This window comes from Fodinicola acaciae, assembly GCF_010993745.1.
Classification (GTDB): domain Bacteria; phylum Actinomycetota; class Actinomycetes; order Mycobacteriales; family HKI-0501; genus Fodinicola; species Fodinicola acaciae.
The window spans coordinates 182,325-208,427 of record NZ_WOTN01000001.1 but is presented as its reverse complement, the minus strand read 5'-3'; the positions used below and the strand labels follow the sequence as shown (position 1 = coordinate 208,427).

28 protein-coding genes are annotated in these 26,103 nt (G+C 68.9%); 5 read left to right on the top strand and 23 right to left on the bottom strand.

The annotated features are described in order from the left end of the window. Positions 1–20: 20 nt before the first annotated feature. Both GNX95_RS00990 and GNX95_RS00985 read right to left on the bottom strand, forming a co-directional pair. Positions 21–941, bottom strand: a complete 921-nt coding sequence (locus GNX95_RS00990; protein ID WP_187369638.1) for an aldo/keto reductase — start codon at positions 939–941, stop codon at positions 21–23. Between the two features lie 113 nt (positions 942–1,054). After that, positions 1,055–1,900 (bottom strand): hypothetical protein, encoded by an 846-nt coding sequence (locus GNX95_RS00985; RefSeq protein WP_163504999.1) that lies wholly within the window; start codon positions 1,898–1,900, stop codon positions 1,055–1,057. 202 nt (positions 1,901–2,102) lie between these two features. Here GNX95_RS00985 and GNX95_RS00980 point away from each other — a divergent pair, with 202 nt between their 5' ends. Continuing rightward, positions 2,103–2,669, top strand: coding sequence for a histidine phosphatase family protein (locus GNX95_RS00980; protein WP_163504997.1), 567 nt, complete (start codon positions 2,103–2,105; stop codon positions 2,667–2,669). Here GNX95_RS00980 and GNX95_RS00975 read toward each other — a convergent pair. From GNX95_RS00975 to pyrR, 8 genes are all read right to left on the bottom strand, one after another. Beyond that, positions 2,647–3,594, bottom strand: a complete 948-nt coding sequence (locus GNX95_RS00975; protein ID WP_163504995.1) for an NAD(P)H-dependent flavin oxidoreductase — start codon at positions 3,592–3,594, stop codon at positions 2,647–2,649. The two genes, GNX95_RS00980 and GNX95_RS00975, sit on opposite strands and share 23 nt — an antisense overlap. 10 nt (positions 3,595–3,604) lie before the next feature. Further along, positions 3,605–4,411, bottom strand: a complete 807-nt coding sequence (locus GNX95_RS00970; RefSeq protein WP_163504993.1) for a hypothetical protein — start codon at positions 4,409–4,411, stop codon at positions 3,605–3,607. Positions 4,412–4,523: 112 nt separating this feature from the next. Then, positions 4,524–5,543 carry a quinone-dependent dihydroorotate dehydrogenase gene (locus GNX95_RS00965; RefSeq protein WP_163504991.1) on the bottom strand — a complete coding sequence of 340 codons (1,020 nt, stop codon included), beginning with the start codon at positions 5,541–5,543 and terminating at the stop codon, positions 4,524–4,526. Further along, entirely contained in the window at positions 5,540–8,869 is a 3,330-nt protein-coding gene (gene carB, locus GNX95_RS00960) for a carbamoyl-phosphate synthase large subunit (protein WP_163504988.1), read from the bottom strand. The genes GNX95_RS00965 and carB overlap by 4 nt, the downstream gene beginning before the upstream one ends. Beyond that, positions 8,862–9,971 carry a glutamine-hydrolyzing carbamoyl-phosphate synthase small subunit gene (gene carA / locus GNX95_RS00955; RefSeq protein WP_163504986.1) on the bottom strand — a complete coding sequence of 370 codons (1,110 nt, stop codon included), beginning with the start codon at positions 9,969–9,971 and terminating at the stop codon, positions 8,862–8,864. The genes carB and carA overlap by 8 nt, the downstream gene beginning before the upstream one ends. Further along, positions 9,968–11,230 carry a dihydroorotase gene (locus GNX95_RS00950; protein WP_163504984.1) on the bottom strand — a complete coding sequence of 421 codons (1,263 nt, stop codon included), beginning with the start codon at positions 11,228–11,230 and terminating at the stop codon, positions 9,968–9,970. The genes carA and GNX95_RS00950 overlap by 4 nt, the downstream gene beginning before the upstream one ends. Next, complete coding sequence (locus GNX95_RS00945; RefSeq protein ID WP_222853321.1) at positions 11,227–12,141, bottom strand: aspartate carbamoyltransferase catalytic subunit; 915 nt, start codon at positions 12,139–12,141, stop codon at positions 11,227–11,229. Before GNX95_RS00945 ends, GNX95_RS00950 begins: the two co-directional genes overlap by 4 nt. After that, on the bottom strand, positions 12,138–12,710 hold the full coding sequence (pyrR, locus tag GNX95_RS00940; protein WP_163504982.1) for a bifunctional pyr operon transcriptional regulator/uracil phosphoribosyltransferase PyrR: 573 nt from the start codon (positions 12,708–12,710) through the stop codon (positions 12,138–12,140). Before pyrR ends, GNX95_RS00945 begins: the two co-directional genes overlap by 4 nt. A gap of 416 nt (positions 12,711–13,126) precedes the next feature. Here pyrR and bldD point away from each other — a divergent pair, with 416 nt between their 5' ends. Further along, positions 13,127–13,609 carry a transcriptional regulator BldD gene (bldD, locus tag GNX95_RS00935; protein WP_163504980.1) on the top strand — a complete coding sequence of 161 codons (483 nt, stop codon included), beginning with the start codon at positions 13,127–13,129 and terminating at the stop codon, positions 13,607–13,609. 53 nt (positions 13,610–13,662) lie between these two features. Here the strand turns inward: bldD and nusB are convergent, their stop codons facing one another. From nusB to GNX95_RS00905, 6 genes are all read right to left on the bottom strand, one after another. Beyond that, complete coding sequence (gene nusB, locus GNX95_RS00930; protein WP_163507746.1) at positions 13,663–14,073, bottom strand: transcription antitermination factor NusB; 411 nt, start codon at positions 14,071–14,073, stop codon at positions 13,663–13,665. Positions 14,074–14,121: 48 nt separating this feature from the next. Further along, positions 14,122–14,685 (bottom strand): elongation factor P, encoded by a 564-nt coding sequence (gene efp / locus GNX95_RS00925; RefSeq protein WP_163504978.1) that lies wholly within the window; start codon positions 14,683–14,685, stop codon positions 14,122–14,124. Between the two features lie 83 nt (positions 14,686–14,768). After that, a complete protein-coding gene (locus GNX95_RS00920; protein WP_222853320.1) occupies positions 14,769–15,965 on the bottom strand; it encodes an ABC transporter permease in 1,197 nt (398 codons plus the stop codon). After that, positions 15,962–16,633 carry an ABC transporter ATP-binding protein gene (locus tag GNX95_RS00915; RefSeq protein ID WP_163504976.1) on the bottom strand — a complete coding sequence of 224 codons (672 nt, stop codon included), beginning with the start codon at positions 16,631–16,633 and terminating at the stop codon, positions 15,962–15,964. Before GNX95_RS00915 ends, GNX95_RS00920 begins: the two co-directional genes overlap by 4 nt. Next, on the bottom strand, positions 16,630–17,670 hold the full coding sequence (locus GNX95_RS00910; RefSeq protein WP_163504974.1) for a peptidoglycan-binding protein: 1,041 nt from the start codon (positions 17,668–17,670) through the stop codon (positions 16,630–16,632). Before GNX95_RS00910 ends, GNX95_RS00915 begins: the two co-directional genes overlap by 4 nt. Next, the gene (locus GNX95_RS00905) at positions 17,667–18,140 is read right to left on the bottom strand and encodes a hypothetical protein (RefSeq protein WP_163504972.1); all 474 of its coding nucleotides are present in this window, start codon (positions 18,138–18,140) and stop codon (positions 17,667–17,669) included. Before GNX95_RS00905 ends, GNX95_RS00910 begins: the two co-directional genes overlap by 4 nt. A gap of 100 nt (positions 18,141–18,240) precedes the next feature. On the opposite strand from GNX95_RS00905, the gene GNX95_RS00900 reads away from it, so the two are divergent. Then, the gene (locus GNX95_RS00900) at positions 18,241–18,897 is read left to right on the top strand and encodes a response regulator transcription factor (RefSeq protein ID WP_163507743.1); all 657 of its coding nucleotides are present in this window, start codon (positions 18,241–18,243) and stop codon (positions 18,895–18,897) included. After that, positions 18,894–19,919, top strand: coding sequence for a sensor histidine kinase (locus GNX95_RS00895; protein ID WP_187369656.1), 1,026 nt, complete (start codon positions 18,894–18,896; stop codon positions 19,917–19,919). The genes GNX95_RS00900 and GNX95_RS00895 overlap by 4 nt, the downstream gene beginning before the upstream one ends. Here the strand turns inward: GNX95_RS00895 and GNX95_RS00890 are convergent. Genes GNX95_RS00890 through GNX95_RS00875 form a run of 4 tightly spaced genes read right to left on the bottom strand, consistent with a single transcriptional unit; the run spans position 19,900 to position 21,959 of the window. Beyond that, positions 19,900–20,418: a GNAT family N-acetyltransferase gene (locus GNX95_RS00890; protein WP_163504968.1), complete on the bottom strand. Its 519-nt coding sequence runs from the start codon at positions 20,416–20,418 to the stop codon at positions 19,900–19,902. The two genes, GNX95_RS00895 and GNX95_RS00890, sit on opposite strands and share 20 nt — an antisense overlap. Continuing rightward, complete coding sequence (locus GNX95_RS00885; protein ID WP_163504966.1) at positions 20,415–20,927, bottom strand: GNAT family N-acetyltransferase; 513 nt, start codon at positions 20,925–20,927, stop codon at positions 20,415–20,417. The genes GNX95_RS00890 and GNX95_RS00885 overlap by 4 nt, the downstream gene beginning before the upstream one ends. Beyond that, positions 20,924–21,349: a type II 3-dehydroquinate dehydratase gene (aroQ, locus tag GNX95_RS00880; RefSeq protein ID WP_163504964.1), complete on the bottom strand. Its 426-nt coding sequence runs from the start codon at positions 21,347–21,349 to the stop codon at positions 20,924–20,926. The genes GNX95_RS00885 and aroQ overlap by 4 nt, the downstream gene beginning before the upstream one ends. Before the next feature lie 4 nt (positions 21,350–21,353). Beyond that, positions 21,354–21,959: a TetR/AcrR family transcriptional regulator gene (locus GNX95_RS00875; protein WP_163504962.1), complete on the bottom strand. Its 606-nt coding sequence runs from the start codon at positions 21,957–21,959 to the stop codon at positions 21,354–21,356. Between the two features lie 75 nt (positions 21,960–22,034). Here GNX95_RS00875 and GNX95_RS00870 point away from each other — a divergent pair, with 75 nt between their 5' ends. Continuing rightward, complete coding sequence (locus GNX95_RS00870) at positions 22,035–22,862, top strand: oxygenase MpaB family protein (protein ID WP_163504960.1); 828 nt, start codon at positions 22,035–22,037, stop codon at positions 22,860–22,862. Here GNX95_RS00870 and GNX95_RS00865 read toward each other — a convergent pair. The 3 genes from GNX95_RS00865 to GNX95_RS00855 are packed head-to-tail and all read right to left on the bottom strand — an operon-like array spanning position 22,859 to position 26,099. Beyond that, positions 22,859–23,266, bottom strand: coding sequence for a hypothetical protein (locus GNX95_RS00865; RefSeq protein ID WP_163504958.1), 408 nt, complete (start codon positions 23,264–23,266; stop codon positions 22,859–22,861). The genes GNX95_RS00870 and GNX95_RS00865 overlap by 4 nt on opposite strands. A 38-nt stretch (positions 23,267–23,304) precedes the next feature. Further along, positions 23,305–25,713 carry a CHAT domain-containing protein gene (locus GNX95_RS00860; protein ID WP_163504956.1) on the bottom strand — a complete coding sequence of 803 codons (2,409 nt, stop codon included), beginning with the start codon at positions 25,711–25,713 and terminating at the stop codon, positions 23,305–23,307. Continuing rightward, positions 25,713–26,099 carry a hypothetical protein gene (locus GNX95_RS00855; protein WP_163504954.1) on the bottom strand — a complete coding sequence of 129 codons (387 nt, stop codon included), beginning with the start codon at positions 26,097–26,099 and terminating at the stop codon, positions 25,713–25,715. Before GNX95_RS00855 ends, GNX95_RS00860 begins: the two co-directional genes overlap by 1 nt. Positions 26,100–26,103 lie beyond the last annotated feature (4 nt).

Here is a 26,103-nt window from a genome sequence, read left to right as displayed (position 1 = left end):
AAATAGATCATCCCGAGATGTCATTCGGCGACATTTTTCGCCAATGCCGCCGGATAACGCTCGCCGGCGACCGCGTCGGCCGGAGCGGCGGCCTCGATCTCGGCGAGATCCGCGTCCGACAGTTCCAACGTGGCGGCCGCGACATTCTGCTCGAGATAGCCGCGCCGCTTCGTACCGGGAATCGGCACGACATCCTCGCCTTTGCGCTGGACCCAGGCAAGCGCGAGCTGTCCGGCGGTGACGCCTTTGCGCTCCGCCAACGCTTTTAGCGCTGCAACGATCGCCAGGTTGCGATCGATGTTCCCGTCCGCGAAGCGGGGCAGGTTGCGCCGCATGTCGTCTTTGTCGAGCTGCTCGACCGAGGTGACCGCGCCGGTCAGGAATCCGCGGCCGAGCGGAGAAAACGGCACGATGCCGATCCCCAGCTCGCGGCACACCGGCACCACGTCGCCCTCGATGCCGCGGGTCCACAACGACCACTCGCTCTGCAGCGCGGTGATCGGATGCACCGCGTACGCCTTGCGGATCGACACCGGACCGGCCTCGGAAATGCCGAGATGACCGACCTTTCCCTCGGCCACCAGCTCGGCCAGCGCACCCCAGGTCTCCTCGATCGGCACCTTGGGGTCGACGCGGTGCTGGTAGTAGAGGTCGATGTGGTCGACGTTGAGCCGGCGCAACGACTCCTCGCAGCACTGCTTCACGTACGCCGGGTCGCCGCGCGTCCCCTGCCCGGCGTCGTCGCGGACGATGCCGAACTTGGTGGCCAGCACGACCTCGTCGCGGCGACCGGCGATCGCGCGGCCGACCAGCTCCTCGTTGTGGCCCTCGCCATACACGTTGGCGGTGTCCAGCAGCGTGACGCCGAGGTCGAGCGCACGGTGGATGGTGGCGATCGACTCGGTCTCGTCGCCGGCGCCGTAGGCCTGGCTCATCCCCATGCAGCCCAGCCCCTGAGCACTGACGGTGAGCTCACCCAGCCGGCGGGTCGGCAGCGTTACGGGCACGTTCGCGCTCCTTCTGTCCGAGAGACTGCTGCCGACTCTACGGCGGATCACCCGCAGGGGTTGGGGATGCTCGGCGGCATGTCCGGGTCGTAGATCGTCACCGGCGGGATCTTGCGCTGGCCGGCCGGCGGCGGCGCGATGTAGGCCTTGTCGATGCCGCAGTCGGTGTTGAAGGCGTACGCCTCGCTGCGGTTGAGCCACAGGCCCGCCGACGCCGAGGTGACCTCGCCGCGGTGATAGATCCACCAGCGTTGCGTGTCGTGGACGATCACCAGCCGGTCGCCCGGCGAGGCCGACGCGCCGGCGAACGGATAGACCCAGATGTAGTTGGTGGTGATCTCCAGGACCGCCAGGCCGTTGCCGGCCGTCGAGGTGCCGACCTCGGTGGTGCCGCGTACCCGTGGCTGCTCCGCCGCGAGCGTCGCCGTCGGCGCGACGCGTACGGCCGCGCCGCTGAACCGGCCGGCCAGGAAGCGGTCGCGGATCTCCGACCGCGCGTCCTTCGCGAACAGTGCGACGAACGCGTCGGTCTGCCGCCGCACCAGCATCCGCCGGTCGAGATGGCCAGCGACCAGCGCCTGCTTGACCATCGACAGCGCTTTGCTCACCTGGCTCGCCGACCAACCGTCGACCGCTTCCGGCTCCGGCATGGTGATGCCGGCCGCTCCGGCGGTGAAGCTGGCCGCCGGCGTGCCGTCGAACGGCCCGAGCGCTGCCGGCCGGCTCTGCCGTGGCGCCACACCGGTCGAACCGGCCGGCATCCGTGACAGCGTCCACGCGCCGATCACCAGGACGATCACCAGGATGCCACCGGCGATCCGCCACAGCATCGACGGCGAGAACACCTGCCGGACGGCGCTGCGCTCGGGTCGCGGCCGCAGATGTGGTGGCACGTCCGCAGGTGCTGGAGAACGTCCGTGGAGGTGGCGGGTGGTCACAGTGCCAGTGACATTACGGCCATCGTCCTCCGACACGCCACGTACGGACTGCGATGCACGAAAGGTTGCACGTCGGGTCATCGGAAGCGGCCTCCGCTCGCTTGCCGCCCGACTACCCGCGACCGCCCTTCAGCAAACCTCCGCGAAAATGGCGCCGATGACACTGACGCTGACGTACGAGACGCACTCGATCACCGAGGACAACGAAAACGGCATCGCCACCGGCTGGCTGCCTGGCCGGCTGTCCGCTCGCGGCCGGTTGCTCGCTGCTGAGCTCGGCGTACGGCGCCGGACCGACGATCTCGCCGCGGTTTTCACCTCGGACCTGGCACGTGCGGTCGAGACCGCGCGGCTGGCTTTTGCCGGCAGAGACATCGCGATCCATCAGGACGAACGGCTGCGCGAGTGCGACTACGGCGACCTCAATGGCTGCTCGGTGGCCGATCTCGCGGCCGTACGCCGGCAGCACATCGACACACCGTTCGCGGGCGGACAGAGCTATCAGGACGTCGTCGCGGCGACCGCGTCTTTCGTCGAGGAATGTAGCCAAAAATGGGATGGAAGGCACATTCTGGTCATCGCTCACTCGGCCAACCGCTGGGCGCTGCAGGTGTTGCTGGCCGGCGCGCGGCTGGCGGACCTGGTGGACGCGCCGTTTCAGTGGCAGGAAGGTTGGACGTACGAGATCTCCACTGGCTGGGTCAGTCCCGCCCGGCGCGGCTGAGTGCCTGCTCGGCCTCGGCGGCGAGACGGTCGACCAGGTCGGCGGCCGGTTCGATCGCGGTGATCAGGTCGGCCGCCTGGCCGGCCCACACCGGCTGGCTGGCGATCGCGCCGCTGTCAACCGCCGCTCGATAGGCACGTCTGGCCGCCTCCGGTTCGTCCTCGCGGTCGTGCCACTCCGCCAGGAAGCTGTCGCGGACCGTACGCGCGGTGTACTCCGCCGGCCATCCGGCCTCACGCGCGATGTCGACGATGCGGTTGCGATCGGTGTCCGCGCCGGACGCGTCGAGGATCGCCTTGGCGGTCTCCGGCGACACCAACGCCTCCGGACTCGCCTGGAACCGCGTACCGACCAACGCTCCGACGGCACCGAGCACGAGTGCCGCCGCGACGCCACGACCGTCGGCGATGCCACCGGCGGCCAGCACCGGCGTCGGCCCGGCCAGGTCGACCACAACGGGTACGAACGGCAGCGTCGCCTGGCCCTTGCCGTGACCGCCGGCCTCGCCACCTTGCGCGACGATCAGGTCTGCGCCGGCATCCAGCGCGCGCTTGGCCTCGTCGAGGTCGGTGACCTGCACGATCAACGGTACGCCGGCGTCGCGTACGCGCGATGCGAACGGCATCGGATCGCCGAACGACAGCATCAGCGCACTCGGCCGTTTTTCCAACGCCCACGCGATGACCTCGGCGTCGACGGCCCAGGTGAGGAAGCCGATCCCCCACGGCCGGTCCGTGGCCGCGGTCGCCAGCGCCACCTCGCGATCCAGCCACTCACGATCGCCTCGGCCGCCACCGATCAGTCCGAGGCCACCGCCGTTGGACACCGCCGCGGCCAGCGCGCCGCCGGCGGAGCCACCCATCGGAGCCAGCGCGATCGGATGCCGGATGCCAAAAGTCTCGGTGAATACGGTTCGAAGCGCCATCGCCCCAGTATCAGCCGCTCGGGCTGGGGCTCGGGCACTTGTCCGGCACCTCGACCGACTGCTTCGGGTCGTACGCCTGCCGGCTCCAGTCGACGCCGTCGTCGGCGCCATCATCGACGACCGACCGGTTCGGCGCGATCACGCCGGCTTTGATGTCGGCGCAACTGATGTTGTAGACGTACGAACGGATGCCCGCGACGGACAGGCCGGGATCTTCGGCGTCGTCGCCGTAGGCCCGCCACTCGATCTCGTCGTGGACGACGACGACGTGATCACCGGGGCTGTTGGACACCCCGGAGAACGCGTACGCCCAGACGTAGTTGCTTCTGACGACCAGATAGCCGGCGGACGCGCTGACCGTCAGCCGCCCGCTGACCCGTGGTGCGACGTCGGCCAGTTTCACGTCTTTCGCCACGAAAATCGCCGGTGTCGCCTCGTGCGACCGGAACATCCGCTGCTGGAACTCCCGGCTCGGCTCGGTCAACATCGCCAGGAACGTCACCGCGTTGTGATCGACCAGCGTCTCACGGTCGAGGTGCGAGGCGACCAGCGCGTTTTTGACCTGCAGCAACGCTTTCCGCACAGCCGCCGCCGACCACGAGCCCAGTGGCGTCACGGCCGGGAGCAGGATCCCGGCGGCACCTTCCGGATAAGCGGCGGCCGGCGTGCCTTCGTACAACCGATACGTGCGCGCCGGAGCGTACGACGCGCCGGTGTCCACGGCGTTCATCGCCTGGATCCGGTAAGTCGCGAAGCCGCCGAGCAGGACCAGCGCGACGATGACCCCGAGCACCGAGGTCAACGATCCCGACGCCACTGGACGAACGAACCAGTGAAGTATCCGCCGGAAAAACCCGTTTCTAGGCATGACCGTCCCCGCTAGGAATGTTCCGCGCAGATAATACGGTCAGCCCCGACGAGGCCGTTGATCAGCCGCCGAGAGCGGACTTGTTGATGGCGCGTACCAGGGTCGGGCCGCCGTAGACGAAGCCGGTGTAGAGCTGCACCACCGCCGCGCCGGCGTCGAACATCCGCAGCGCGTCGCCAGGTGTCATGATGCCGCCGACGCCGATCACCGGCAGTTTTCCGGCTGTTTCGGTGTGGACGAAGCGAACCACCTCGCGGGCGCGTACGGTCAGCGGCCGGCCGCTGAGGCCGCCGCCTTCCTCGCCGCGGGACACGTCGACGGCGGCGAGGCCGTTGCGGGTGATCGTCGTGTTGGTGGCGATGATCCCGGCGACACCGTGCTCCACGCAGACATCCAGCAGGTCGGCGATGGCGCCGTCGGTCAGGTCCGGCGCGACCTTCACGAACAGCGGCGCGCTGGATTCGGCCACCAGCGCGGAAACCAGCTCGGTCAGCTCGGTTTTGCCAGCCAGCCGGCGCAAACCCGGCGTGTTCGGCGAGCTGACGTTGATCGCCACATAGTCGGCGTATTTTTGCAGCTGCCGCAACGAAACCAGATAGTCCTCGGTGGCGTCAGCGAGCGGCGTGACCTTGGACTTGCCGATGCTGATGCCCAGCGGCACCGGCAGCCGGCCGCGTACGCCCAGACGGGAGGCCAAAACCGTGGCGCCGGCGTTGTTGAACCCCATCCGGTTGATGATCGCGCCGCTGGCCGGCAGCCGGAACAGCCGCGGTTTGTCGTTGCCCGGCTGCGGTTTCGCGGTGACCGTACCAACCTCGACCGAGCCGAAGCCGAGCGCCGGCCAGGCGTCCAGCGCGATGCCGTCCTTGTCCAGGCCCGCCGCGAGGCCCACCCGGTTGGCGAAGCGTACGCCGGCGACCAGCACCGGATCGCTGAGGAAATAGCGTTTCCGCAGCGGCGCGAGCGCTGCCGGCCGGCGAGAGATCCGCGACAGCGCTCGCAAAGTGCGGACGTGCACCGTCTCCGGGTCTCCACCGAGCCGGAACAGCGCGGTCCGCAGCGTACGTTCGTAAAGTGTCACTCAGCTGCCTGTCGGAGGTAGGCGTGCAGCCGCTGCAGCGGCCGCACGTCGATGTCGCCACGGATCAGCGCCTCGATCCCCATCACCGCCGCGGTGGCACCCTGCACCGTGGTGATGCACGGAATGTCGCGCGAGACCGCGGCACTGCGGATCTCGTAACCGTCCACGCGCGGACCGGAGTTTCCGTACGGTGTGTTGAGAACGAGGTCGATCTCGCCGTCGCGGATCAGGTCGAGACTGGTCGGCACGCCCGGCGCCGTCCGCTCGAAATGCTTCGCGACCAGCGTCGTCTCGATGCCGTGCCGGCGCAGCGTCTCGGCGGTGCCGGCGGTCGCCATGATCTCGAAACCGAGGTCGGCCAACCGCTTCACCGGGAACACCATCGCGCGCTTGTCCCGGTTGGCCAGCGATACGAAGACCTTTCCGGACAGCGGCAACGATCCGTACGCGGCTGACTGCGACTTGGCAAACGCCGTGCCGAAAGCCGTGTCGATCCCCATCACCTCACCGGTCGACTTCATCTCCGGGCCGAGCAGGCTGTCGACGCCTTTGCCTTCGGTCGTACGGAACCGCTTGAACGGCAGCACCGCCTCCTTGACCGCGATCGGCGCCTCGGCAAGCGACTCCGCGCCGTCGCCGGACGGCACCAGGATGCCTTCCTCGCGCAACTGCGCGATCGAGGCGCCGAGCATCACGCGCGCGGCTGCCTTGGCCAGCGGCACGGCGGTTGCCTTGGACACGAACGGAACTGTACGCGACGCACGCGGATTGGCTTCCAGCACATACAAAACGTCGTCTTTGAGCGCATACTGCACATTCAGCAGGCCGCGTACGCCCAGGCCGAAGGCGATCGCCTCGGTCGCCGCGCGTACGTCCTGGATGGTCGACCGGCCGAGCGTGATCGGCGGCAGCACACAGGCCGAGTCGCCGGAGTGGATGCCGGCCTCCTCGATGTGCTCCATCACGCCACCGAGATAGACCTCGGTGCCATCGCACAGCGCGTCGACGTCGATTTCAATGGAATCGTCCAGAAAACGGTCCACCAGCACCGGATGTTCGGGGTTGATCTGCGTGGCGCGCTGGATGTAACCCTCCAGCGTCTCGTCGTCGTAGACGATCTCCATGCCGCGGCCGCCGAGCACGTACGACGGCCGCACCAGCACCGGATAGCCGATGTCGTTGGCGATCGCCTTCGCCTCGGCGAAGCTGGTCGCCATCCCGTGTTTCGGCGCCGGCAGGCCGGCTTTGGCCAGCAGAGCGCCAAAAGCGCCGCGTTCCTCAGCTCGGTGGATGGCGGACGGCGGCGTGCCGACGATCGGCAGTCCGGCGGCCTCCAGCTTGCGCGCCAGGCCGAGCGGCGTCTGGCCGCCGAGCTGCACGATGACGCCGACCACTCCCGGTCCACCGGCCGCCCTGCCGGTGGAGTCCTCGACGTGGAAAACCTCAAGGACATCCTCGAAAGTGAGCGGCTCGAAATACAGCCGGTCGGAGGTGTCGTAGTCGGTCGACACGGTTTCCGGGTTGCAGTTGACCATCACGGTCTCGTATCCGGCGTCCCGCAGCGTCAGTGCCGCGTGTACGCACGAATAGTCGAACTCGATGCCCTGCCCGATCCGGTTCGGACCGGAGCCGAGGATCAGCACTTTCGGCCTGTCGCTGGGCTCGACCTCCGACTCGGCCGCCGGATCGGACTCATAGGCCGAATAGTGGTACGGCGTGGTCGCCGCGAACTCGGCCGCGCAGGTGTCGACGGTCTTGAAGACCGGCCGCACGCCGAGCCGGTGCCGCAGCGTGCGTACGCCGTCCTCGCCAGCCATTTCCGGCCGCAGCGCGGCCAGCTGGCGGTCCGACAGACCCGCGCGTTTGGCTTTGCGCAACAGATCCGGCGTCAGCGTCGGCGCGTCGCGCACCTCGGCGCCGACCTCACCGACGAAAGCGATCTGGTCGACGAACCACGGATCGTACGCGGACGCCTCACAGACCTGCTCCAGCGACGCGCCGGCGCGCAGCGCGCGTTCGACGGTGTAAAGCCGGCCGTCGTGCGGCGTACGCAGGGCCTCGAGCAGTTCGTCCACAGTGGACTCCTGCTCGGCCGCGGTCCAGAAACCGGCCGCGGGAGTCTCCATCGACCGCATCGCTTTGCCGAGTGCCTCGGGAAAACTCCGGCCGAGCGACATGGCCTCGCCGACGCTCTTCATCGTCGTCGTCAGCTCGGCGTCGGCGGCCGGGAACTTCTCGAAGGCGAACCGCGGGATCTTGACGACCACATAGTCCAGCGTCGGCTCGAAACTGGCCGGCGTGACACCGGTGATGTCGTTACGGATCTCGTCGAGCGTGTAGCCGATCGCCAGTTTCGCCGCGATCTTGGCGATCGGGAAGCCGGTGGCCTTCGACGCGAGCGCCGAGGACCGGGAAACCCGTGGATTCATCTCGATGACGACCAGCCGGCCGTCCGCCGGGTTCACCGCGAACTGGATGTTACAGCCGCCGGTGTCGACGCCGACCTCGCGCAGCACGGCGATGCCGACATCGCGTAGCCGCTGGAATTCCCGGTCGGTCAACGTCAAAGCCGGCGCGACGGTGACCGAGTCACCGGTGTGGACGCCCATCGCGTCGACGTTTTCGATGGAGCAGACGACCACGACGTTGTCGTTGCGATCACGCATCAGCTCGAGCTCGTACTCCTTCCACCCGAGCACGCTCTCCTCGATCAGCACCTCGTGCACCGGACTGGCGGCCAGGCCGGTGGTCGACATCCGGCGCAGCTGCTCCTCGTCGTGCGCCATCCCGGATCCGAGGCCACCCATGGTGAAACTCGGCCGCAGCACGACCGGATAGCCGAGCTCGTCCACAGTGGACATCACCTCGTCCAGCGAGTGGCAGACCCGCGAGCGCGGCACCTCGGCGCCGACCGACCGGACGATGTCCTTGAACCGCTGGCGATCCTCGCCGCGCTGGATGGCCTCGATGTCGGCGCCGATCAGCTCCACGCCGTATTTGTCGAGTACGCCGCGCTCATGCAGCGCGACAGCGACATTCAGCGCGGTCTGTCCGCCTAGCGTCGCGAGCAGCGCGTCCGGCCGCTCGGCCGCGATGACTTTCTCCACGAACTCCGGTGTCAGCGGCTCGATGTAGGTCGCGTCGGCGAACTCCGGGTCGGTCATGATGGTCGCCGGGTTGGAGTTGACCAGGCTGACTTTCAGTCCCTCGGCACGCAAAACCCGGCAGGCCTGGGTGCCGGAGTAGTCGAACTCGCAGGCCTGGCCGATGACGATCGGGCCGGAGCCGATCACGAGCACGTGCGCGAGATCCGTGCGCCTAGGCATTGCGTTCCTCCATCAGCGCGACGAAACGGTCGAAGAGATAGCTCGCGTCGTGCGGACCGGCGGCCGCCTCGGGGTGATATTGCACGCTGAACGCCGGCACGTCCCGGCACACCAGGCCCTCCACCACGTCGTCGTTCAGGCCGACATGGCTGACCTCGACGCGGCCGTACGGCGTGTCGCTGACCCGGTCCAGCGGGGCGTCCACGGCGAAACCGTGGTTGTGCGCGGTGACCTCCACCTTCCCGGTGGCGCGGTCCTGCACGGGCTGGTTGATGCCGCGATGGCCGAAGGTCAGCTTGTAGGTGCCAAACCCCAGCGCCCGGCCGAGCACCTGGTTTCCGAAGCAGATCCCGAAAAGCGGGATGCCGGCGTCCAGCACGCCCTTGGTCAGCTGGACAACCGCGTCGGTCGTCGCGGGATCGCCGGGACCGTTGGACAGAAAGACGCCGTCCGGTGCCAGGGTGACCAGCTCCTGCGTCGTCACGTACGCCGGCAGGACGTGCGTCGTGATCCCCCGCCGCGCGAAACTGCGCGGCGTGTTTCGTTTGATACCAAGGTCGATCGCCGCGACGGTGAACCGCGGCTCGCCGTCAGCGCGTACGACATAGGGCCGCCTGGTCGTCACATCGGCGACGTAGTCGGCGCCGACCATCGACGGACTTTGCCTGACCTTGGCCAGCAACTCGTCGGCGTCCGCGCCGTCCACATTGGAGATGCCGCACCGCATCGCGCCACGCTCACGCAGATGCCGCGTCAACGCACGCGTGTCCACCCCCGCGATGCCAACGATTCCCTGGCTGGCCAGTTGCTCGTCGAGACCGCGCTTGGACCGCCAGTTGGACGGCCGGCGCGCCGGGTCGCGTACGACGTAACCGTTGACCCAGATCCGCTCGGACTCGTCGTCCTCGTCGTTGACGCCGGTGTTGCCGATGTGCGGCGCGGTCATGCAGACGATCTGGCCGCGATAGGACGGATCGGTGAGCGTTTCCTGATAGCCGGTCATGCCGGTGGCGAAAACGGCCTCACCAAAGGTCTCCCCGACCGCGCCGTACGGCTCGCCGCGGAAGACCCGGCCGTCCTCCAGCACGAGTACGGCGCTCATTTCTGTGCCTTTCCGTCGAGCACGGTCGGCTCACCGCGCAGGAAGGTCGCGACGACCCGGCCGGACAGCTCGCGTCCGGCGTACGGCGTGTTGTGCGATCTGCTCATCAGCTCAGAAGGCCCCGGTGTCCAGGTCAGCGACGGGTCGAAAAGCGTCAGGTTGGCCGGCGCGCCGGGCCGCAATCCCTGCCCCTGCTGGGAAAGGCCGGCGATGCGCGCCGGAGTGACCGACATCCAGTCGGTGACGCGGCCCCAGATGTCGTCGGTGCCGGCCATCGCCTCGACCACAATGGACAGTGCGGTTTCCAGCCCCACCATGCCGGGACGCGCGTAGGCCCACTCGCATTCCTTGTCCTCCACGGTGTGTGGAGCGTGGTCGGTGGCGACGATGTCGATCGTGCCGTCGCGCAGTCCCTCTCGCAGCGCCAACACGTCGGCTTCCGTACGCAATGGCGGATTCACCTTGAAGACCGGGTCATAGCTGCCGACCAGCTCGTCGGTCAGCAGCAGGTGGTGCGGTGTGACCTCGGCGGTCACCCGCCATCCCTTGGATTTGGCCCAGCGGATCAGCTCGACGCTGCCGGCGGTCGACACGTGGCAGATGTGCAGCCGCGAATTCACGTGACCGGCCAGCAAAACATCGCGAGCGATGATCGCTTCCTCGGCGACGGCGGGCCAGCCGGCCAGACCGAGCCGAGCCGAGGTGTCGCCTTCGTTCATCTGCGCGCCGGCGGTCAGCCGCGGCTCCTCCGCGTGCTGCGCGATCACGCCGTCGAAAGCCTTCACATACTCCAAGGCCCGGCGCATCAGCACCGGATCGTGCACGCAGTGGCCGTCATCGGAAAACACACGTACGTCCGCCGCCGACGTGGCCATCGCGCCGAGCTCGGCCAACCGCTCGCCGGCCAGTCCGACGGTGACCGCGCCGATCGGTTGCACGTCGACCAAACCGGCGTCCTTGCCCAGGCGCCACACCTGCTCGACCACGCCGGCGGTGTCGGCCACCGGATCGGTGTTCGCCATCGCGCACACGGCCGTGTAGCCGCCGAGCGCCGCGGCACGGCTGCCGGTCTCGACCGTCTCCGCGTCCTCGCGGCCAGGCTCACGCAGATGCGTGTGCAGGTCGACCAAACCCGGCAACGCGATCAGGCCGGTGGCGTCGATGCGCTGCGCGTCGGCCGGCTCGGAGTCGACGAAAACGCCGTCGCGTACGAAAAGATCCCCGACCTGAGTGCCGGAGACGATCCAGGAGGAGGTCACGCTATCCCGCCCAACATAAGGTAAAGAACCGCCATTCGTACGCTCACGCCGTTGGCGACCTGCTCGACGATCGTGGACCGAGCGGAGTCGGCCACCTCCGGACTGATCTCCATGCCGCGGATCATCGGACCCGGATGCATCACGATCGCGTGCTCCGGCAGCAGCCCCATCCGCACCACGTCCAGGCCGTATCGTCGCGAATACTCGCGTACGGACGGGAAAAACGACGCGCTCATCCGCTCACGCTGGACCCGCAACATCATCACCACGTCCAGCTTCGGCAGCACCGCGTCCAGGTCGTAGGACACCTGGACCGGCCAGTTTTCCACGCCGACCGGCAAAAGCGTCGGTGGAGCCACCAGCGTGACCTCGGCGCCGAGCGTGTTCAGCAGCCACACGTTGGAACGCGCGACGCGCGAGTGCAACACGTCGCCGACCAGCGCGACCCGCAGGCCCTCCAACCGGCCGAGCCGCGACCGCATCGTGTAGGCGTCCAGCAGCGCCTGCGTCGGATGCTCGTGCGTGCCGTCGCCGGCGTTCACCACGGATCCGTCGATCCAGCCGGAAAGCCGGTGCGCGGCGCCGGAGGCCGAGTGCCGGATGACGACCGCGTCGGCCCCCATCGCCTGCAGCGTCAGCGCGGTGTCCTTGAGGCTTTCGCCCTTGGAGACGCTGGATCCCTTGGCGGCGAAGTTGATCACGTCGGCGGACAGCCGTTTGGCCGCCGCCTCGAAGGAAATCCGGGTGCGCGTCGAGTCCTCGTAGAACAGATTGACCACCGTACGGCCGCGCAATGTCGGCAGTTTTTTCACCTCCCGACCGGAAACCGCGGCCATCTCGCCGGCGGTGTCCAGCACCAGCGTCGCGGTCTCCCGGTCCAGGTCGGAGGCGGAGAGCAGATGGTCGATCAACGCGCACCTCCGGGCGTCAGGATGACCGCGTCCGCACCGTCCACTTCGGACAGTCGGACGTGCACGCTCTCGGCCATCGAGGTCGGGATGTTCTTGCCGACGTAGTCTGCGCGGATCGGCAGCTGCCGGTGGCCACGGTCGACAAGCACGGCCAGCTGCACCGACGACGGCCGGCCGAGGTCCTTGAGCGCGTCCAGCGCGGCGCGGACCGTACGGCCGGAGAACAGCACGTCGTCGACCAGGATCACCCGCTGGTCGTCGATGCCGCCGGCCGGCAGGTCGGTGTGCTCCAACGCGCGTACGCCTCTCAGGCGCAGATCGTCGCGATAGAGGGTGATGTCCAGGGTGCCGACCGGCATCGCCAAGTCGGCAAATGTCCGGATCCGGTCACCGAGCCGGCGAGCCAGTGGCGCGCCGCGGGTCGGGATGCCGAGCAGCACGGTGTCCGCGCCGCCTTCGGTCTTCTCCAGGATCTGGTGCGCGATGCGGTCCAGCGTCCTGGCCATCGCATCGGCGTCGAGAATCGTCTTGTCCGGTGGTGGCGCACCGGTACGCTCCACGGCAGTCATCGCGCCTCCTTCGCCGCCTCACTGGACGGCTGGTTAAAGGAATGTCGACCGACTGGCACGCTACCAGCGGGTTTACCGCACCGCGCGGTCGCCGCGCGGTGTCGTGCCGACCGTCACAGCCCGACAGTTGACCGACCGGCCAGGCCGTCACAGCCGGCTCTTGCGATCGTTCGCATTGACGCCGCGACACGCGCGAGAGACGATAGCTGCAGGTAACGATTGAATAACGTGGTGCGATCGGAAAATCGGCCGTAACGCTGAGGTGGTCACCGTGCGATAGATCATGCACGAGAACCGTTACGCACAGCCTCAGATGAGAATGTGACAACGAATCTCGATGAAGACCCCAATGTCGTCACTCTCCGTAGTATGATCACGGATGGTAACGGAAGACCAGGACGCAACTCGGAGCTTGGATGTCTGACTACGCACGTGCCCTCGGCGCTCGGCTGCGCGCCATCCGCCAGCAGCAGGGTCTGTCGCTGCAAGGCGTGGAAGAAAAGTCCTCCGGCCGCTGGAAGGCGGTCGTCGTCGGGTCGTACGAGCGCGGTGACCGCGCCGTCACGGTGGCCCGGCTGTCGGAGCTGGCGGACTTCTACCGCGTCCCCATGTCCGAGCTGCTGCCGGACCCGACGCCGAGCCGGCACGAGGAGAGCGGCCGGGTCGTCCTCGACCTGGAGCGGCTGCTGCACCTGCCGTCCGACGAGGCCGGCGCCCTGCTGCGCTATGCGCGCAGCATCCAGCAGCAGCGCGGCGACTACAACGGTCGCGTGCTGTCGATCCGCGCCGACGACATGCGCGCGCTGGCGATCATCTACGACACCTCGCCGTCCGGCCTCAACGAGCGGCTGAACGAGTGGGGCGTACTGATCGGCGGCGACGCCCGCCAGCCGCAGTAGACCGCAGGGCCGCCCTGCGTGCGCCGAGCGCGCACGCAGGGCGGCCTTGCCGCTTACGTCGGCAGCTCGCTTTTGACCAGCTGGATCTTGCCGAGGACGCCGTTCACGAACCGCGGCGAGTCGTCGGTGGAGAGCAGTTGCGCGAGCTCCACGGCCTCGTTGATGGCGACCGCGTCGTCGACGTCGTCGCACCACATCATCTCGAAGATCGCGACCCGCAGCAGGTTGCGGTCGACCGGCGGCATCCGCTCCAGCGTCCAGCCCTCGGCGTACGTGCCGAGCAGCTCGTCGATCCGCGCGCGGTGCGCTGAGGCGCCCTCGACCAGCGTGACCGTGTAGTCCTGCACCGGCGGGTCGGCCTGTTTGAGCCGGTCGGCCAGGATGCCGGCCGCGTCCAGGCCGCGCAGGTCGGCCTCGTACAACACGTCCAGGGCCCGTTTCCGGGCCTTGCGCCTGGCCGACATCTCGGCCGTCCCGGCACTCCAGCTGTCTTTGCCGTCTGGCAACGGAGGTCAGCTCGAGACGCGGCCGATGTAACGGCCGTCGCGGGTGTCGACCTTGATCTTCTCGCCGCTGGTGACGAACAGCGGCACCTGGATCTCGGCGCCGGTCTCCAGCGTCGCCGGCTTGGTGCCGCCGGTGGACCGGTCACCCTGCAGGCCGGGGTCGGTCTGGCTGATGGTGATCTCCACGCTGGCCGGCAGCTCGATGTAGAGCGGCGTGCCGTCGTGCAGCGCGACCGTCACCTCGGCGTTGTCCAGCAGGTAGTCCTTGGCCCCGCCGACCACGTCGCCGGGCACGGTGACCAGGTCGTACGTCTCGCCGTCCAGGAAGACGAAGTCCTGGCCCTCGGCGTAGGAGTAGGTCATGCCGCGCTTGTCGACGTTGGCGGTCTCCACCTTGGTGCCGGCGTTGAAGGTCTTGTCGACGACCTTGCCGGACAGCACGTTCTTCAGCTTGGTCCGGACGAAAGCGCCGCCTTTGCCGGGCTTGACATGCTGGAACTCCACGACCGACCAGAGCTGGCCGTCCAGGTTGAGCACCAAGCCGTTCTTCAGGTCGTTCGTGGTGGCCATGCGCGCTTACGTCTCCTGATCAAGTTGAGAAACAACCGTAAAGAGCCAGTATATCGGCGTCACGTCGACGGCCTGCAGCAACCTCAGCCCGAGGCCAGGGCCGCCGTCGGCGACAGGCGCGCGGCGCGTACGGCCGGATAGAGGCCGGCCAGCGCACCGATCGCCACCGTCAGCACCACGGCGGCCACGCTCACCCATGGCGGCACGCTCAACGACCAGCCACGCGGCAGCGCGTACACGGCCGTGGCGGCGATCCCGCCGACCACGCCGGCCAGGCCGCCGAGCAGCGACAACAGCACCGACTCGACCAGGAACTGCAGCGCGATGTGCGAGCGTCGAGCACCGAGAGCGCGCCGCAGCCCGATCTCGCCGCGCCGTTCCAGCGCCGAGATGACCATGGTGTTCGCCACCCCGACCCCGCCGACCAGCAACGCGACCGCGCCGAGGCCGACCAGCAGGCCGGTGAACGCCTGGTTGGCGGCGTTGCGCGCGGCCAGGGCGTCCGACGGCCGGCTGACCGTGACCTGCTCGGGGTGGCGCGGGTTGGCGGTGGCGGCGAGTACGGCACCGACCGCGTCGACCGTCTCGTCGGCGGACCGCTCGTAGACCGTGCTCGGATGGCCATCGAATTGGCCACAGCAGCCGAGCAACGCGGTGGCGACCGGCCAGCCGATCAGCGCGGCGTCGTCCAGCTCGGGCGCGAGCGCCACCGGGCCGAGGATGCCGATCACGGTGAACCAGTGCCGGCCCAGCCACACACTCACGCCAGGCGACGCGATGCCGAGCAGCCGCGCGGTGTCGCTGCCGAGTACGACCGCCGGATATCGCGCCGTCGCGGCGTTCAGCCAGGTGCCGCTGGCGGTCGTCGCGCGTACGGTCGACGGCAGGTCGAGGTCGGCGGCCAGCACGGCGATGCTGTTGCTCTCGACGACCGGGATGCGGTCGGTGCGATAGACGTTCGCGTCCGGCACCGCACCGGTCGCGGACGCGGCCGTCACCGGGCCGATCCGCCGGATCATCGACGGCGCGGTGTCCGGCAGCGTGGCCCGCTGACCCTTGGCCAGGTCCTGGCCGGCGGTGACCCGCAACAGGTTCGTGCCGAGCAGGTCCAGCTGCCTGTTCAACTGTGCCTGGCTGGAGGTGGAAATCCCCACCACCGCGGTCATCGACGCGATCCCGATGGCGATTCCGAGCGCGGACAACAAAATCCGCAGCGGCCGGGCGCGCAGGCCATAACCGCCGACGCGCGCCAGGTCGGCACCTCGCAGACGTGACTTCACCGGACCTCCCCGTCCCGCATGGTGATCACCCTTGGTACGGCGGCGGCCAGCTGACGGTCGTGGGTGATCAGCACGACGGTCGTACCGGTGGAATGCAGGTCCCGCAGCAGCTCCAGCACTCCCCGGCCGGACTCGCTGTCCAGGTTGCCGGTCGGCTCGTCGGCGAGCAGCAGCGCCGGCTGGCCGACCACCGCGCGAGCGACCGCGACGCGCTGCTGCTCGCCGCCGGACAGCTCGTACGGCCGGTGGCTCAGCCGCTCGGCCAGGCCGACGCGTTCGAGCGCCTCACGTGCGCGCCGTCGCCGCTGCCGTAAGGAAACACCGGTGTAGAGCAGTCCATCCGCCACGTTGTCCAGCGCCGTACTCCCCGCCGCGAGGAAAAAGTGTTGGAAGACAAAGCCAATCCGGTGCGCGCGGATCCCGGCCAGCCGGTGGTCCGGCAACCGCGACACGTCCTCGCCGTCGATCCGGACCTCGCCCGCGGTTGGCCGTTCCAGCGTCCCGATCAGGTGCAGCAGCGTCGATTTTCCCGAACCGGACGGCCCCACGATCGCCACCAGCTCGCCGGCCTCGATGGCCAGCGACACACCGCGCACAGCCGGCGTCTGGAATCCCGCGCCGCTGCGGAAAACCTTGCCTACGGCCGACAACTCGACCAGTCCGGTCATGACGGCGGCATCCCGACCCTGGTGCCGGCGGTCAGTCCCGGCCCGGAGACCTCGACCGCGCCAGACCCGAAAAGTCCGGTCCTCACCGGCACGATTCGCGTCTGGGTCCCGTCGACGACCTGCAGGCCATAGCCGCCTTCGGCAAGCGCGAGCAGGGCCGCCACCGGCACGGTCAGCACGTCCTTTCGCTGCGCCGACACCAGATGTACGGTCACCGGCGCGCCTTCGAGCGCGGTTATCCGGCCAGGATCGCGAAACGCGATCGCGACCGGGATCGTCGTCTGCCCGCTTTGCGTGGTCGCGGCCGTGCCAACCGAAGCGATCACCCCGGCGGTCGTCGTGTGGTCGGGCAGGTCGATGGTGACCGCCGCCCCGGCGCGCGCGTATTGCTGGTCGGAGATGTCCAGCGGCACGTTGACCGCGCGTACGGCCGAGGTGCATTGCAGGACCGGCTGCCCCGGACCGACCTGGTCGCCGGTTTTCCTGGTCTGCGCGGCGATCCGGACCGGACCGGACGCGACGGACACCGACGACGGCGTGATCGTCCCGGTCGCCGCCACGCCCCGGTCGGTCTGCCAGCGGCGTACGGCATCGGCCGTGTTGCTGGTAAACCGATCGTCGACGGTGAAACCGCCATAGCCGAGCGCCGCGAGATTGCTTTCCAGCTCGGCCACATCGGCACCGGTCGCGTCCGTCGACAGTGGACGATAGAACGGGACCGAGCCGTACATCAGGAAAACCGGCTGCGCGTCCACCGCGTAGAGCGCCTGCCCGCGCGAGACTTGGCTGGCCTGCGCGGCAATCGAGGTGATCGTGCCGGCGGTGCGAGCCACCAGGTCGGCCGGCGTGCCGTAGGAGATGGCGCCGTCCACGTCGACGGTCTCCTCGATGTCCGCGCGTGTCACGGTGGCGGTCGCCGCCGGCAGGCCGCTGGTGGCCGGCGGCTTGGCTGCTCCGGACAACAGGCCGGTCGCGGCGACCGCGGTCGCGCCGATGACGACCGCGGCACCGCCGGCGACCGCGACGATCCGCCTCATTTCCTGCCCCCGTTGGACCGGCAGGCCTGCTGCGCGACGTCGAACTTCGCTTTGTCCTTCTTGTCCAGCGTGAATCCGCCGTCCGGCCGCGGATCGGGGAAACTCGGCAGGCCGTGTGCCCGGATGCACGCGGCCCAACGGCGCAGCTGTGCCAGCTGCGCCGGCGTGACCGGCCCACCGGTGCCTTTCGGGTTGTACGCCGCACACGCCCGCATGGCGCTGTTCAGCTTGGTCTTGTCCTTGCCGGTGACGGTGAGCCCGCCGCTCGGACCCGGATCCGGTACGTCCACGCCGTGCGCTCGCAGGCAGCGGCTGAACTGCAGAGCGCGCTCGTGTGGATCCGCGGCTGGCGCGGCGGTCGTCGAAGCGGACGACGTGGCACCGCCGGCGGTCGCCACCTTCGGCGGTGACGTGGACGAACACGCGCTGACCGCGAAAAACACCAACAAAATCGCAACGAGAGTACGCATGGCGGCATTGAACCGACCGGCCGATAAGGCCAGCGTCAGCGTTTCTCCTTATCGCGGTTTTATGTTTTCTGACGACAATGGTGTCGCGGAGGTGGTCGGAGTGCGCGTACTGGTCGTGGAGGACGAGCGGCTGCTCGCCGACGCGATCGCCGAAGGGCTGCGGCAGGAAGCGATCGCTGTCGACGTGACCTACGACGGCGATCAGGCGCTGCAACGGATCGCGGTGAACGCGTACGACGTGGTGGTGCTCGACCGCGACCTGCCGGCGGTCTCCGGCGACGAGATCTGCCGGCGGATGGTCCAGGACGGACGCGACACGCGCGTACTCATGCTGACCGCGTCGACCACGGTGGACGACCGGGTCGACGGACTCGCGCTCGGTGCCGACGACTATCTCGGCAAACCGTTCGCCTTCGCCGAGCTGGTCGCGCGCGTACGCGCGTTGGCCCGCCGGTCGCGTCCGGCCGCGCCGCCGCGGCTGGTCAGATCGGGCCTGCGAGTCGATCCCGGCCGCCGCGAGGTGCTCCGCGACGGGCATCCGGTTTTCCTGTCGCTCAAGGAATTCGCCGTACTGGAAGAGCTGATGCGCGCGGACGGCGCGGTGGTGTCGGCCGAGACGCTGTTGGAGCGGGTATGGGACGAGAACATCGATCCGTTCACGAACGTCGTACGCGTGACGGTGATGACGTTGCGCCGCAAGCTCGGCCAGCCGCCGCTGATCGGCACGGTCCGCGGAGTTGGCTACGAGCTGCGTTGACCGTCCGCGCGCGACTGACGCTTTGGTATGGCGGCATGCTGATCCTCAGTGGCCTGGTGCTGATGGTCGTGACGTACGTGCTGTTTCTCGGCACTTTGCACGGAAACATCGCGAAAGTCGTCGTGGACCCGAAAAACGACCCCGGCCTGAGCAAAACCATCGACAAACTCCAGTCAGGTGCTTACTCGCAGCGGGACAGCGCGCTGCTCAAAGCGCAGATCGCCGCCAAACAACGCGCGGTCGAAAACGCGGCCGCGCAGTCGCTGGTCACCAATTCGGCGATCGCGCTGGGACTGGTCAGCGTGTTCGCGATGTGCGGCGGTTGGGTGCTGGCCGGCCGTGCGCTGCGTCCGCTGGACCGCGCGCTCAGCAACCAGCGCCGGTTCGTCGCGGACGCGTCGCATGAGTTACGGACGCCGCTGGCGGTCAACCGTACGCTGCTGGAAGTCGCCGCCGCCCGGCCCGACGCATCGGACGACGTGCGCGTGCTGGCCGGAAAACTGCTGGAAGCCACCGCACGGCACGAAAAACTGCTCGACGGGCTGCTGACGCTCGCGCGCAGCGACGAAGGCCGCACGGCTCGTACGCCGGTCGATCTGGCCGACGTCACCGCCGCGGCCGTGGAAGTTTCCCGCCGTCCGGCCGAAAAGGCCGGTGTCGAGCTGCGTACGACCCTGAAACCGGCGGTCTGTCTTGGCGATCCGGTGCTGCTGGAGCGCGTTGTCCTCAACCTGCTGCAAAACGCGGTCACCTACAACCACTCCGGCGGCCAGGTCGACATCCAGACCTCGCACCCCGCCACGTTGACCGTGACCAACAGCGGTCCGGTCGTCGGCGCGGAGCAGACGGACGAGATTTTCCAGCCGTTCCACCGGCTCGGACCGCGGACCGCCGGCACCGGACGGGTCGGCCTCGGGCTGGCCATCGTACGGTCGGTGGCGGTCGCTCACGGCGGCAGCGTCACCGCGACAGCACGACCGGAAGGCGGCCTGACCGTCGTGTTCACGCTGCCGAAGGCGTGAGGACCAGGCGGCGGTGCACGGCGCCATAATGTACGCCGCTGCCGGCCTCCTCGAAGCCAAACCGTTGCGCCAGACCAAAAGACGGCTTGTTGTCCTCGTGGACGAGGGCCCAGATCTCCGGCACGCCGACCGTGTCGAAGCCATGCCGGATGACCGCCTCGGTAGCCTCACGCGCCAACCCGAGGCCCCACCGCTCCGGCATCAGAAACCAGCCGATCTCGGCCGGCGCGCCAGGCAACTGGTCGCTCGGGCGCAGGTGGCTACGGCCGATCACCAGGCCGCTGTCCGGCTCGGTGACGACCCAGCTGCCGAGGCCGTCCGGGTAGTCGGCGGCCAGCACGCGGCGCACCGACTCGGCGTGCGAACGCAGATCCTGCGGCAGGCCCTGCAGATATCGGGTGGTCTCCGGCTGGCGCGCCAACCGGAGCAGGCCGACCGCGTCGGCGATCGCGTACTGCCGCAGCACCAGCCGCCGCGTACGCAGGGTCGGCACGTTCATGGTCGCTCCAATGCGAGAAACGTGTGCGGTCCGGCCGGCAGCTCACCGCCGCCACGCTCGGCAAAACCGAAGCGCGCGGCGAGCGCCAGCGACCGCTCGTTGTCCACGTGAACGGTGGCCCACACCTCCGGCACGTCCAGCTCGCCGAACGCGTAGTCGAGCTGTGCGCGTACGGCCTCGGCGGCCAGTCCCTGGCCCCAGCGGTCGCGGGCCAGAAACCATCCCATCTCCACCGGCGCGCCAGGCAGGTGGATGCTCGGCCACAGGCCACCCTGGCCGACGTACGCGCCGGTGGCGCGGTCGAGCCAGACCCAGTTGCCCATGCCCGGCGGCTTCGGCTCGGCGAGCCGTTTGGCCACCGCGTCGGTCAGCTCGGCCACGGTCGCCGGCCGCAGCGAGATGAACCGGACGAAATCCGGCTCGGCATAGAGCGGATAGAGGTGCTCGGCGTCCTCGATCCGCAGTGCCCGCAGGTGCAGCCGCTCGGTGTCGAGCGCCCGCACGGTCATCGCGCGGCTAGCCAGTGCAGCGCGAGGACATATCCGCGTACGCCCAGACCGGCGATCACGCCGGTCGCGACGCCGGAAACGAAGCTGTGGTGCCGAAACTCCTCGCGCTGGTGGATGTTGCTGATGTGCACCTCCACCAGTGGCGCGGTGAGCTGTGCGCAGGCGTCGCGGACGACCACGCTGGTGTGGCTCCAGCCGGCCGGGTTGAGCACCACCGGATGGCCGGCGTCGGCGGCCTCGTGCAGCCAGCCGATCAGCTCGGCCTCGCTGTCGGTCTGCCGCACGTCGACGGCCAGGCCGAGCTCCTTGCCGGTGGTTTCCAGCAGCTCGACCAGGTCGGCGTAGGTGGTGGCGCCGTACTTGTCCGGCTCGCGTTTGCCGAGCCGGCCGAGGTTGGCGCCGTTGAGGACGAGGACAGTCACCGGCTCAGGTTATCTGTCGTGCCGCGACGGCGAGGAAGACAGTCGTGCAGTGGTCGACGATCTCCTGCTGGTCGACGGCCAGATCGCCGGCCAGCCAGGCGGTCAGCGTCTGCGCCAGGCCGCCGACCATGAACTGCGCGACCACGGCGAGCCGGTTGTCGGCCTCCAGCTGGTAAAACTCGCGCGCCTCGGCGGTCAGCAGCGACGCGAACAGCTGCGCCGACCGCAGCCGCCGCTGCGCGAGCAGGCTCGACAATGAGGTGGCGAACAGCAGCCGGCCGCGGCGTGGATCGTCGGCGACGGTGCGTACGATCGCCGACAGACCGGCTCTGACCTTGGCTTCCGCCTCCGGCGGCGCCTCGGTGACGGCATGCAGCGCGGTCTGCGCGATATCGGTGATGACCTTGTCGAACACGGCCTCGGCGAGCGCGTCACGGTCGGCGAAGCTTTCGTAGAAGTAGCGCGTCGCCAGGCCGGCCCGCTGGCAGACGCCGCGTACGGTCAGCGCCGTCTCCTCCGCCGCGCCGAGCAGCTCGAGGCCGGCCTCCAGCAGCTGCGTCCGCCGCTCGTCGCGGCGCAGGTCACCCTGGACTCCTCCGTACACCCGCATCCGTCCATCTTGACAGACCTTCGACGCACGCGTTGGATATCTGAATACGCCTGTGTGCAGATTTGGGGAGGCCCGATGACGACCGCGGTGAGGCCGGACGTACGGCTGGACGACCTGGTCATCGGGCTCGCGGTGATCGGCGGCGGCGCCAACGTGATCATGCAGCTGTCGTGGCCGGGGGTCGGCTATGGCGTCTACGAGAGCAAGGTGGACAGCGGCAGCCTGTTCCGGCATCCGGTCAAGCGGACGCGTACGACGCTGAGCTATCTGGCCGTCGCGATGCTCGGCACGCCGGCCGAGCGCCGCGCCTATCGGCTCGCGGTCAACAAGTCGCACGCGCAGGTGCGCTCGAGCCCGTCGAGTCCGGTGAAATACAACGCTTTCGACCCGGAGCTGCAGCTGTGGGTCGCCGCCTGCCTGTGGAAGGGTTTCGAGGATTCGTACCGTTATTTTGGCTCGCGGCCGCTGACCGACGCCGAGTGGGACCATCTCTATCGCGAGGCGGCGGTGCTCGGCACGACGCTGCAGGTGCCAGAAGACCGGTGGCCGGCCGACCGCGCGGCTTTCGAGGCGTACTGGCGGGACGGCGTCGCGCGGATCTCGATCGACGACACCGTACGCGGCTATTTGCGGGATCTCGCCTCGCTGCGGTTTCTGCCGTGGATCGTCGGCGCTCCTTTGGCGCCGATGAACAGGTTTTTCACCACCGGCTTCCTGCCGCCGGAGTTTCGCGACCAGATGCGGCTGCCGTGGACCGACCGCGACCAGCGGCTTTTCGACCGTACGCTGGCCGCGATGGCCGCCGCCGTCCGCCTGATGCCGCGTCCGGTGCGGATTTTCCCGATGAACGCTTACATGTGGGACGTACGCCGGCGGATCAGGGCCGGCAAACCGCTGGTCTAACCGCGCGGCAACGGCGGGGGCGGCGCGACGAAACCGTCGTCACGGCCGGCGAGCACCGTCCCCTCAGCGAGGACGTGGTCTTCGGGCCGCAGCAGGAAAACCACCGCTACCATCCGCTTGCGGCCGTCGGCCAGCGCCGGCATGTCCAGGCACAGGTGGAATTCGCGCTCCTCGGCCGCCCAGCTGCCGGTGCGGTAGGCGCCGTCGATGGGACGGATCTCGGCGCGGCTCGGCCTGGTCTGCCGGAGGAACCGCACCGACGCGCCCGGCTCCGGCTCGATCCATAACGCGGTCTCCGGCTCGGCCGGCGCGTCTCCGGTCGCCGTGACCGAGACGATCGCGTGCACCTCGGTGGCGCCTGGCAGGACGAGGATCTGCATCCGGAAGTCCAACGGTGCGGGCACAGCGGCACTTTATCGGAAGTTGATCAAGGCGCGGCCGGTCACCCAAACCAGGACTTTTCCAGCCGGATCGCCGGCAGCACGAACGGGATGTAGCCCAGACCGAGCGGATTTCCACCGGCCAGCAGGGAAATCCTGGCCTTGGTCACCGCTGCGCCGATCGGGTCGCCATCCACCAGGAAGGCGCGCAGGCACTCGCGCGCGAACGCGTCGGCGAGCGGTTCGAAGACGGTGATCTCGGTGCCGATCACACCGCTGGCCCAGGCCTGCTCGACGAAGAAGCTGACGAAGTCGATGGCCCGCTCCGGCGCCAGGTCGGACGTACGGCAGCCGTTGAGAAACACCAGTGGCCGGCTGACCGGCCAGCGGACGATCCGCTGGTGCAGGTTGTCCGGCGTGATCACCTGCTCGTCGCCGCTGCCGACCTTCACATAGGGCACCGAGCCGTCGACGCCGCCGTGGCAATAGAAGTAGACGACCTGCGGGTCGCCGCTGGTCAGTGCCCGCAACGTGCTCGTACGGTCGTGGCCGAGCTGGTAGTCGCGCCATGGCAGCAGGCCGCGCAGCGCCTCGACATGCGTTGCGGTGGATGGAAAATCGCGGTAGACGCCACCGGCCAGCCGGACGCCGCCGTCGTACCACATGGTCAACGGCACGGTCGGCGCGGCGCCGATCGACAGCGGGATGCCCAGCGCGTGCCGGAAACCCCAGAATCCGCCTGGACACACGACTTCCGGGTCAGGCTCGCGCGCCTGGACGCAGTCGCCGGTCAGGCACGCGCTGCCGAAGATCTGACCTTTCTGTGCCACGTCCAGGAAATCCGAACAGAGCCGGAGCTCGCGCGCGTTGGTGTCCAACGGCAGGTCGTAAAGCATCGCGGCCGGCACGACATGTTGCGCCGCCTGCGTGAGCGCGATCTGCACGAATCCGGGACGTCGCAAGGCTTTCCCGACCTTGTCGGCCATCGCGTACGCGTCGGTGCCACTCCCCCGGCCGAGCGACCGCAACAGCAGGTGGTGCAGCCGATAGCCGTTGACCGCCAGCACCGCGAGGTCGGCGGTGATCTGCTCGACGGACGGCTGGTTTTCGTACCGGTAAGGCAGGTCCGGGCGCCACGGCTCCTCCGAGCCCCAGGCCACCCGGCTGAGCGCGCCGCGCGCCTGCGCGATCTGGTCGCCGAGCTGCCCTTCGCCGATGGTGGCCTCGGCGCGCAGCAGGCTGCTGCCGTCGGTCGCCAACACCTGCAACGCGTGCGTACCGACCGCGACGCTCGCCGCGTGCTCCGGATGTTGTTTGCTGGCAACGATGTCGTACGGATCGGCGATCCGGTAGTCCACTGTGGACGTGAGCGCGTGCGGCGCGAAGATCGACGACGAGGCGACCTCGGCCTCGATCAGCCTGGTCTGCAGCAGCACCTGCCGCCAGTAGATGTGGCACCACAACCGCGCCTTGCCCGGCCGGTCCGGCGCGGTCACCGGAAAGAACAGCCGGTCCGACGGCACCTCACTGTCCACAAAGGACGGTTGGTAGGTGACGTACGCGCTGCCGTCCGACCGCAGCGTCAGCCGTCCGATCGCGCGGCCAGGGTCGACCTGCAGTCCGTCCGGCACCTGGAAGAGCGACACCGTGAGCATGGCGCGAGCCGGCAGGTTTGCCGGCAGCGACACGGCTTCCCGCTCGATCGAGGCGGCCAGCGGCCGGCCGACGTCCAGCCAGAACAGGTACTTTCCGCGGGTGGCCAGCGCGTGGTCGGCATCCAGTGGCGTCGACGGCGTCTGCGGCAACGCGAAACCAGTGTTGACGACCGCGTCCCGGGACATCGGAGACGCCGGCTCGGAGGGCACGTACGGCTCAGCCGGCTCGTGCTCCTCGGCCTCGGCCCCCGGCGGATCCGGCCGCCACGTCGTCGGCGGAGCCCACGGACTCAGGTCCGGCTGAGCGGCGGCGCCACCCGAGGGACCGCCCTGCAGTGGCTGGCTGCCCCACCCTGGTTGACCGCCGGGCTGAATCGGGCCGGTGGACGGATACGGCGAAGGCGTCGGCACCGGCGGGAGCGCAAGCGGAGCCATCCAGACATCCGCGCTGGCCAACAGGTTTCCGGCCAGGTCGACCATCCACACCTGCGCCACCAGCGTCGGCGCATAGCCGCTGGCGACCGCGCCGACGGACAGGTGGACGAACAGGTCGCGCCGGCCGGGACGCCACTCGGACATCGCGAACGAGGCCTGGTCGGCCGCCGTCTCCGGACCGGCGAATCCGCCGCCGTACTCGCCGATTCGCTCGACCGTCGCGCCGGCCAACGCCCGCACGTGGACCACGGTTTCGGTCGCCGGAACGCCGTTGGGGTGCGGTGTCGCCTCGATCGACACCGAGGCGGCGAGCTGGCGGCGGTCGGCGGTCGGCTCGACCGGGGCCGGCGGCAGGGCGGCGAAGTACAGTAAGTCCGGCATCAGCGGCGGATACCCTTTTCGGTCGCGTCACCCATCGCACCACGGTCCGGTCCGTCCGGCAGCGACTCGGTCGCGCCCGGCCGGTTGCGACGGCCGTCGATGAAGTAGTCGACGCCGAAGTTCCCCGAAATCGCCACCAGCACGGCAAGCACCCCGAGATAGCCGAAAAAGCCGAGAAAAAGCCCGATACCGTACGCGCCGAACAGGTCGGTGCCGGCCGGGAACAGCGCCAGCACCGCCCCGCCGCCGACCGCACCGACCAGTCCGGCGATGTCGGAGAATCGTACCGGCGCGGAGCGGTGCCGGTTGATGTAATAGACAAACCAGCCGATAAGGAAGCCGAAAGCGCCGGCGCCGAGCATCTGGACAGTGGTCGCCTGCTGCATCCGA